Here is an 8,482-nt window from a genome sequence, read left to right as displayed (position 1 = left end):
AGGATGCGGGGCTCACGAGCTCCCGTGCCACCGGGCGTCACCGCGGCGACGCCGTGCATGGTGCACCAGCCGATCAGGGCGAACAGGATCGCCTCCTTGCTGTCGACCGGCGCCCCGAGCTCGTCGGCCAGGACGACCTCGACGTCGGGAAGCGCCTCGCGCAGCCCCTGCATGATCAGCGGGTTATGGCATCCGCCGCCCGACACCACGAGGAAGCCGATGCCGGCGGTTTTCACATCCTGCGCGACCGTGCGCACCGTGAGCTCGGTGAGGGTGCGGATGAGGTCTGCCGGCGCGATGCCGGGCCGCACCCGGTCGACGAGCGCGCGCACGTAGTCGAGGTGGAAGTGCTCCTTGCCGGTGCTCTTGGGCGCCGAGAGCGCGTAATAGGGGTCCGCGAGCAGGGCTGCGAGGAGGTCGGCGTCGACCGTTCCGGTGCGCGCGATGGCGGCATCCGCGTCGTACCCGCGCTCGTCCAGCCCTTCGGCGACGACGACCGCGTCGACCAGCGCGTTCGCCGGCCCGATGTCGTAGGCCGACAGCCCGTCAGGGCCGACCACGGTCATGTTGGCGATGCCGCCGAGGTTCACCGCCGCCGAGACCCCCGCGCGACCGCGGAGCAGCAGCTCGTCGAGGAACGAGACGAGCGGAGCGCCGTGCCCGCCCGCGGTGATGTCGCGGATGCGCACGTCCGACACGACCGGCGCGCCCACGCGCTCGGCGATCCACGCGGGCTGACCGACCTGCAGCGTGCCCCGCGCATGGCCGGCGTCGACCCAGTGGAAGACGGTCTGGCCGTGCGAGCACACGGCATCCACTCCCCCGACCGCGTCGGATGCGATGGCCGCGACCTCGGCGAAGGCCTGGCCGATCAGAGTGTCGAGTTCGCAGACCTCGGCGAGCGTGGTGGGCGCAGGGGGCAGCGCCGCGACGAGACGAGCACGCATCTCAGGCTCGTACGGGACGCTGTCCTCGTGCAGCACGGTGCCGCGCAGCTCGCCCGCGCTCTCCTCGAAGTCCACGACCGTGACATCGATGCCGTCGTGTGAGGTGCCCGAGAGCAGTCCGAGTACGCGCATGCGTGATTCCTTCCGTCGCCTGCTTCGAGCGTAGAGCTGTTTTGTTAGGGAGACGAACGGAAACACGCAGATCTTCTGCGCAGACCAACGCTGAGCCGAGTCGTCCACCGCTGTCGGCGCTGCGACCTCCGCCGTTCCGACCCGTATACGTGCCGCACGTAGCATTCTGCGAGACCTCGCCCTTCACCTCCAGAATGGGAGCATGTTCGTGTCCGCAGAGACCATCGCGATCGTCCTCAGCGCTGTCGGCATCGTGATCACCCTGGGAGTCGGCATGCTAGCTGGCTTCTCATGGTGCATCCGTCAGTCTGACCGCGTCGAAGAGAGGCTCGGAGGCCGCATCGACGGCGTCGAAGAGACGCTCGGAGGCCGCCTCGACGCGGTACGAACGGATCTCGCGGACGTCGAGAGGTCCCTCGGCACGAGGATCGATGCAATCGCAGATGACACGACCGAACTCAAGATCGCGATGGCTCGACTCGAGGGGCCGCAGCGCCATCTGATCGTCGCGGCCCGCTGACGAGAACGTTCGGCTCTCGCGACTCGACGGCGACTCAGCGCAGAACGAGCGCCGCGGCGCCGATGAGCGGTCCCTCGTCACCGAGACCCGAGCGCACGACGCGCGTGCGACGGGAGTACTCGTGCGCGGCGCTCGCGGTGAGGGCCTGCTGCACGAGGTCGATGTAGTCGTCCGAGACCCGAGAGAATCCGCCGCCGATCGCCACCATGTCGAGGTCCACGAGGGTCGCGGCATCCGCGAGCGCCTCGCCCACGGCCTTCGCCGACCGCTCGATCGCGGCGCGGGCGATGGAGTCGCCGGCAGCGGCATCCCGTGCCAGGTCTTCGCCGGTGGCTCCCGCCCAGCCCTGCTGCTGCGCCCAGGCGGCACTCGCCGGCCCGGAGGCGATCTCCTCGAGCGTGAGTCCGCCTTCACGGCGCACCTGTCCGAGATGCCCGGCGTTGCCGGTGGCGCCCGGGATATACGCGCCGTTGACGACGAATCCTCCGCCGACACCCGTCGAGACCACGATCGAGAGTGAAGAACGGGCATCCTTCGTCGCACCGAGCCAGGACTCAGCCAGTGCCAGCGCGCCGCCGTCGTGGCCGAAGACCGTGGGCAGCGCATGGCCGAGGAGCCCGGATGCAGTCGTGCGCACCGCATCCGCGAGACCGTACCCGCGGGCTGCAGGCATGTTCACGGGAAGGATCTGACCGACGTTGCGGTCGATCGGCCCCGCACTGCCGATGCCGACGCCGACGAGCTCTGCGTCGTCGGGAAGACGGGACAGCGCATGGGAGATCAGTGTCGCGATCGCGTCGTCGAGCGACGCGGGAGTGGCATCCCGGCCAGTCGCCCGGCGACTGCGGCTTCCCCGCTCCAGCGTGCCATGCTCATCGACGAGCGCGGCCTCCATCTTGGTGCCGCCGACGTCGACGGCGAGCGCGTAGCGGGTCACTGGGGGTCGAGCCCGAGGTCGTCGAGGTCGAAGGCGGCGCGCCATTCGAGGCCCTCGGCTTCGATCGCTGCCTGAGCACCGGTCTTGCGGTCGACGATCACGGCGACCGCGACGATCTCGGCACCTTCCTTGCGCAGGGCCTCGACGGCCTTGAGCGCGGACTGTCCGGTGGTCGAAGTGTCTTCGAGCACGACGACGCGCTTGCCCTTGACGTCGGCGCCCTCGATCTGGCGACCGCGGCCGTGATCCTTCGGCTCCTTGCGCACGACGAAGGCGTCGAGCGGCTTGTCGGTCGCGACCGAGGCGTGCAGCACCGAGTTCGCGATCGGGTCGGCGCCGAGCGTCAGACCTCCGACGGCCACGACGTCGAGGTCGCCGATCAGGTCGAGCATGATGCGGCCGATCGCGGGAGCGGCACGGTGGTCGAGGGTGAGCTTGCGCATGTCGACGTAGTACGTCGCCTTCTTGCCGCTCGAAAGCGTGAAGTCTCCGTGGAACACGGCCTCGTCCTTGATCAGGTCGAGGAGGGTCTGGCGGTCTGCGTCGAGTGCGGTCACGGCATCCAGTGTAGGAGGTGGGCTCTAGGCTTGACGCATGCGCTTGGCCACCTGGAACGTCAACTCCATCCGCACCCGTGTCACCCGCACCGTCGAGTTCGCCGTCCGTGAGGACATCGACGTGCTGGCGATGCAGGAGATCAAGTGCAAACCCGAGCAGTTCCCCTACGGGCCGTTCGAAGAAGCCGGGTACCACGTCGAGGTGCACGGGCTGAATCAGTGGAACGGCGTCGCGATCGCGAGCCGCCTGCCGGTGACCGATGTGCGCACCGCCTTCGACGGCATGCCGGGCTTCGCCAAGGGTCATGAGGGTCCGGATGCTCCGCTCGAGGCGCGCGCCCTCGGTGTGCTCGTCGACGGCGTGCGCGTGTGGAGCCTATACGTGCCCAACGGCCGCGCGCTCGGAGACCCGCACTACGCCTACAAGCTGCACTGGCTCGAAGAGTTGAAGAAGGCGACGGCGGCCGAGCTCGCCGCGAACCCCGATCTGCCCCTCGCGCTGGTCGGAGACTTCAACATCATCCCGTTCGACAAGGACAACGGCGACCCCGACATCGTCGAAGGCGTCTCCACGCACGTCTCGCCGGAGGAGCGCCAGGCCTTCTTCGCGTTCACCGATGCGGGGCTCACCGACGTCGTGCGCCCACTGATCCCCGAGGGCTTCACGTACTGGGACTACCAGCGGCTGAAGTTCCCTCGCAACGAGGGTGTACGCATCGACTTCGTGCTCGGCTCGAAGACGCTGGCCGATGCGGTGACCGGCGCGTCGATCCACCGTGACGAGCGCAAGGGCGAACAGCCCAGCGACCACGTGCCCGTCGTCGTGGAGTTCGACCTCGGCGGTGGCGCCGAAGACGACGACGACCTGCCGATGATCTTCTCCTGAGTTCCGTGTCGCTCCGCCTGATCGCGACCGACCTCGACGGCACGCTGCTGACGTCGGCATCCGAGGTGAGCATCCGCACCCGAGCGGCGCTCGACGCCGCGCGAGCACGCGGCATCCACGTCGTCCCCGTCACGGCGCGCCAGCCGATCGGGCTGCGGGCTCTCGCCGGTGGAGCGGGTTTCGACGGGTGGGCGCTGTGCAGCAACGGCGCCTACGCGACGCACCTCGCCGACGGACGGATGCTGTTCGCCGAGGAGCTTCCGGCCGAGACCATCCGCACCCTGGCCGAGGCGCTGCGCGCCAGCATCCCGGGTCTGCTGTTCGCGAGTGTGCGCGAGGGCGGCGAGACGTTCGTCGCCCAGCACGGGTACGCCGAGATCGCCGATCTCTCGGACCACAAGCGCGCCCCCGAGACGATGGGCGGGGTGGCGCTCGACGAGGTCGTGGCCGCTCCGAGTCTGAAGTTCGTGATCCGGCATCCTGAACTCGCGCCGGCCGCGCTCTTCGAGACGCTGCGCGACCTCGACCTCACCGGCTTCGAGGCGACGCTCTCGGGTGCACCGTTCGTCGAGGTCATGGCCGAGGGCGTCACCAAGGCCTCGGGGCTGGCGCGCCTCTGCGCGCACCTCGACATCGATCGCAGCGAGGTCATCGCCTTCGGAGACGCGCTCAATGATGTCGAGATGCTGCGCTGGGCGGGCCACGGCGTCGCGATGGCCGGTGCGGATGACGTCGTCCAGGATGCCGCAGATGAGACGACGACGTCCAACGACGACGACGGGGTGGCGCGGGTGATCGAGCGGATGCTCGGCCTCACCCGATCGAGCTAGTCCTCGAACGTGTCCACCGCCGGCACCCGATCCGTGCGGCCGTAGCGCAGCAGCAGCACCCCTCCGTCGTCCGGCACCGGCGGCTCGAGCAGCGTGAGAACCGACGGCAGCGCCCCATCGTCGAAGACCTTCTTGCCCGCGCCGAGCAGGATCGGATAGACCCAGAGGTTGAGCTCGTCGAAGAGTCCCTCGGCGAGCAGCGAGTGCACGAGGTCGATGCTGCCGATGACATGCACCTCCTCGTGCCTCGTGCGCAGATCCGCGATCTCGGCCTCGAGGTCGCCCCCGACCCGCACACTGCCCTCCCAGTCGAGAGCGAGGGCGGCATCCCTCGTCGCGACGTACTTCGGCACCCGGTTGAAGAGTCGTCCGATCTCGCCCGACGGCCCGTCCGTGTGCTGGGGCCAGTATCCGGCGAAGATGTCGTACGTGCGGCGCCCGAGCAGCAGCGCATCGAGGTTCGCCATGCCCTTCATGACCTCGGGTCCGACACCCGATGACGGATAGCCGGCCTGCCATCCGCTGAAGCGGAAGCCGCCGGAAGTGTCTTCGTCAGTGCCGCCCGGCCCCTGGGCGACGCCGTCGAGGGTGGTGAAGAGGTCGATCAGAATGCGACCGGTCATCGGATTCCGCTCTCAGGCAGGGTCGGAGGCGGATTGATGTCGCAGCCGAGCGCCGTGCAGAACGCCTTCGAACGATCGAGGTCGGCGGTGGGCAGATTGACGAAGACCTTGGTCACGGTGACTCCTCTGTCGATGCTGTCGCAAGCATGCTCGCGAAAGTTCGCCGCCCCGTCAAGGCCCTTCGAGGGGGTCGAACGTCGGGCGCGTGCGCGTCGGCATGAGCACTCCGGCGCCGGCCGTGAGAGCAGCGACGACCTCGAGGCTGATGCCGGGAACGGATGCCGGCGCCACGGCGCCCACGACCAGCGCCGTCTCATTGCGGCACGTGCAGACATCGATCGACACGGGAGGACATGCCCGCTCGCGGCGGCCCACCCCTCAGCCACAATCGCTGCGATGAGATCGTTCCGCCCATCAGACCCGAGGAGAGCCATCACCGTGAACCGCACTGTCAAGCGACCGGCGCGTGCGCTGCACGCCGCACTCGCGACGCTCGTCGCGTCGGCCCTTGCCCTGAGCGGCTGCGCGGCCGCTCCCTCCGCCGGGTCCGCCGCGGGAGGAGACCAGCCGGCCGTCATCAAGTGGGCCGAGACGAACTCGCTGCCGAACTGGGACCCGGTCGTGACCGGAGCCACCGGCGTCTCGATCCAGCTCGGCGCCGTCTATGAGCCGCTCCTCACGGAGAAGGACGGGGAGCCCGCACCCGGACTCGTCGAGTCGTGGGAGTACAACGACGACGGCACGGCCGTGACCTTCACGCTGCGCGACGGTCTCACCTTCCACGACGGCTCGACCGTCGACGCCGAAGCGGTGGCGTTCTACTTCACGCGCGCCAAGACGCAGGAGAACTCGGCCCTGCTCGGCTCGTACTCGAACATCGACACGGTGACGGCCGACGACGAGCTGAACTTCACCGTGCACCTGAAGAGCGTCGATTATCAGGTGCCCTATCTCCTGAGCGTCCGAGCCGGCTTCCTCACCAGCCAGGAGGCCACGGCGACTCCCGAGGCCGCTGCGACGCTGAACTCCCAGCTCCCGATCGGGGCGGGTCCGTTCCAGGTCCTGGAGTACGTGCCCGAATCGCACATCTACCTGGAGAAGTTCGACGGCTACTGGAACGCGGACGAGATCGAGATCGACCGCATCGAGATCTCGTACGGGGTCGACGCGGCATCCGTCGTCTCCGGCATCCAGACCGGTGTCTACAACTTCGCGCAGATCGGCGGGGCGCAGATCCAGCAGGCGAAGGATGCCGACCTCGACCTCGTCTCCGACATCTCGACGAACTGGCTCGTGCAGTTCCTGAACATCAACCGCAAGGTCGCCCCCTTCGACGACGAGCGGGTCGTCGAAGCCTTCCGCCTCGCACTCGACCAGGGGGCCTTCGTCGATCGCGTGCTGCTCGGCGAGGGCGAGGTCACGCACCAGATCGTCCCGCCCACGCATCTCGCGTTCAACGACGACCTCGACACGGCGTTCGCCCACGACCCGGAGCGCGCGAAGGAACTGCTCGACGAGGCCGGCTACGGCGACGGGCTCGAGGTCACACTGAGCACGTCGCCCTTCCAGAACGTCGCCTTCGCCGAGCTCGCTCAGGCCCAGCTCGCCGATGTCGGCGTCACGGTGACGATCGACAGCGATCCGAACTGGGCGCAGGGCTACTTCGGCAAGGAGACGGCCTTCTCGCTCTACGGCTGGGTGGGGCGCAACTCGCCGACGCAGCTGCTCACCGAGCACTTCGACGTCAACGGCGTGCTCAACCTCAGCTCCCCGTACACGACGGATGCCTTCCAGGCCGCGATCGCCGAGCTGCGTTCCACGCCGATCGACGACCCCGCATTCGTCGATCGCGTGAAGGCGGCCAACGAGATCGGGTTCCTCGACGGATCCGTCATCCCCCTCAGCTCCGCCCCCATCACCTGGGTGAAGGATCCGAGCATCTCTTCGAACTTCCAGAACGGCCAGGGTCGACTCAACTGGGCCGGGATCACGATCGGCGAGTGACGCCCGCGCCCGACGACCGACCGACGACCGACGACCGACGACCGACGACCGAGAGCACAGGAGACCATGAGCATCATTTCCACGAGACCCGGCCTCTCTCTCTTCGAGGTGCCGCCACGCTCGACCGACCCCGCGCACACGTTCGCGACGCTGTTCGAGAACGCTCAGCGCGTCGAGCAGCTGGGCTTCGAGACCTACTGGCTCGCCGAGGGGCACTTCTCGGCGATCGGCTCGCCGTCGGCGCTGACCCTGCTCGCCGCTGTGACACAGCGCACGACGCGCCTGCGCCTGGGGACGGCGGTCGTGCCGCTCGCGCTCGACAACCCGCTGCGCATCGCGGAGACCGCGTCGCTGGTGAACACCCTCGGTGGCGACAGGATCGAGCTGGGCGTGGGCAAGGGCAACCCCGGGGGCTTCTCGACCGCCGCGTACCACGCGTTCGGTCTCGACGAGACGGAGCGGGAGACGCTGTACGCCGACACCCTCGATCGCCTGCGCGCGGCATTCGCACACACGGAGATCGGGACGGACGGGCGGGAGTACGACCTGTACCCGCCCGCGGACGCACTGCCCCGCCGGGTCTGGCAGGCCACAGCCAACGTGCAGACGGCGCGCGCGATCGGAGCGGCCGGAGATGGGCTGCACCTGCATCGCGCGGTTCCGGGAGGCGACACCGGGCGTGCACAGAAGCCCCTCGTCGAGGCCTACCTGAGCACACTCGACCCCGCGTCGGCGCCGAGGATCGGAGTCTCGCGGTCGATCCTCCCCGCGCGGGACGAGGCCGAGGCGATCCGCCTGTTCGCGGGGCATCTCGCGGACGCCCCTCACACTCTGCCCGGTCTCGACACGAGCGGAGACCCTGCGGATGTGCTGCGCTCTTCCTCGATCCTCTTCGGATCTCCGGCGCAGATCGTCGAGGGCCTGCTGGCGGATCCGACGGTCCGCTCCTCGACCGACTACCTGTTCAGCATCCCGCTCGGCCACGACCGCAGCGAATACCGCGAGAGTCTCGCGTGGATCGCCGAGGAGATCCACCCGCACCTGCC

General features: G+C 68.8%; 11 protein-coding genes. 5 read left to right on the top strand and 6 right to left on the bottom strand.

Going from position 1 to position 8,482, the window contains the following annotated elements:
* On the bottom strand, window positions 1-1,079 hold a 1,079-nt coding region (locus tag RTM68_RS14410), incomplete at its 3' end, for an anhydro-N-acetylmuramic acid kinase (protein WP_312172139.1).
* A 202-nt stretch (window positions 1,080-1,281) separates the two neighbouring features.
* Here RTM68_RS14410 and RTM68_RS14405 point away from each other — a divergent pair.
* Window positions 1,282-1,599 carry a hypothetical protein gene (locus RTM68_RS14405; RefSeq protein WP_312172137.1) on the top strand — a complete coding sequence of 106 codons (318 nt, stop codon included), beginning with the start codon at window positions 1,282-1,284 and terminating at the stop codon, window positions 1,597-1,599.
* A 34-nt stretch (window positions 1,600-1,633) separates the two neighbouring features.
* Here the strand turns inward: RTM68_RS14405 and RTM68_RS14400 are convergent, their stop codons facing one another.
* Entirely contained in the window at window positions 1,634-2,536 is a 903-nt protein-coding gene (locus RTM68_RS14400; protein ID WP_312172134.1) for an ROK family protein, read from the bottom strand.
* Complete coding sequence (pyrE, locus tag RTM68_RS14395) at window positions 2,533-3,093, bottom strand: orotate phosphoribosyltransferase (protein ID WP_210096110.1); 561 nt, start codon at window positions 3,091-3,093, stop codon at window positions 2,533-2,535. The genes RTM68_RS14400 and pyrE overlap by 4 nt, the downstream gene beginning before the upstream one ends.
* Window positions 3,094-3,130: 37 nt before the next feature.
* Between pyrE and RTM68_RS14390 the strand changes: the two genes are divergently transcribed.
* The gene (locus RTM68_RS14390; protein ID WP_312172130.1) at window positions 3,131-3,979 is read left to right on the top strand and encodes an exodeoxyribonuclease III; all 849 of its coding nucleotides are present in this window, start codon (window positions 3,131-3,133) and stop codon (window positions 3,977-3,979) included.
* A 5-nt stretch (window positions 3,980-3,984) separates the two neighbouring features.
* Complete coding sequence (locus RTM68_RS14385; protein WP_312172127.1) at window positions 3,985-4,809, top strand: HAD family hydrolase; 825 nt, start codon at window positions 3,985-3,987, stop codon at window positions 4,807-4,809.
* Here the strand turns inward: RTM68_RS14385 and RTM68_RS14380 are convergent.
* The 3 genes from RTM68_RS14380 to RTM68_RS14370 are packed head-to-tail and all read right to left on the bottom strand — an operon-like array spanning window position 4,806 to window position 5,777.
* Window positions 4,806-5,432, bottom strand: a complete 627-nt coding sequence (locus RTM68_RS14380; RefSeq protein WP_312172124.1) for a dihydrofolate reductase family protein — start codon at window positions 5,430-5,432, stop codon at window positions 4,806-4,808. The genes RTM68_RS14385 and RTM68_RS14380 overlap by 4 nt on opposite strands.
* A complete protein-coding gene (locus RTM68_RS14375; protein ID WP_396654235.1) occupies window positions 5,429-5,548 on the bottom strand; it encodes a hypothetical protein in 120 nt (39 codons plus the stop codon). Before RTM68_RS14375 ends, RTM68_RS14380 begins: the two co-directional genes overlap by 4 nt.
* Window positions 5,549-5,603: 55 nt before the next feature.
* Window positions 5,604-5,777 (bottom strand): hypothetical protein, encoded by a 174-nt coding sequence (locus RTM68_RS14370; RefSeq protein WP_312172121.1) that lies wholly within the window; start codon window positions 5,775-5,777, stop codon window positions 5,604-5,606.
* A gap of 93 nt (window positions 5,778-5,870) precedes the next feature.
* Between RTM68_RS14370 and RTM68_RS14365 the strand changes: the two genes are divergently transcribed.
* Together RTM68_RS14365 and RTM68_RS14360 are read left to right on the top strand one after the other, a co-directional pair.
* Window positions 5,871-7,436, top strand: a complete 1,566-nt coding sequence (locus RTM68_RS14365; protein ID WP_312172119.1) for an ABC transporter substrate-binding protein — start codon at window positions 5,871-5,873, stop codon at window positions 7,434-7,436.
* Between the two features lie 66 nt (window positions 7,437-7,502).
* The coding region (locus RTM68_RS14360; RefSeq protein WP_312172117.1) for an LLM class flavin-dependent oxidoreductase at window positions 7,503-8,482 on the top strand (980 nt) is incomplete at its 3' end.

The sequence above is a fragment of the Microbacterium sp. genome (assembly GCF_031988965.1).
Taxonomy (GTDB): domain Bacteria; phylum Actinomycetota; class Actinomycetes; order Actinomycetales; family Microbacteriaceae; genus Microbacterium.
The sequence above is the reverse complement of the archived record's forward strand: the minus strand, read 5'-3'. Positions and strand labels throughout refer to the sequence as shown.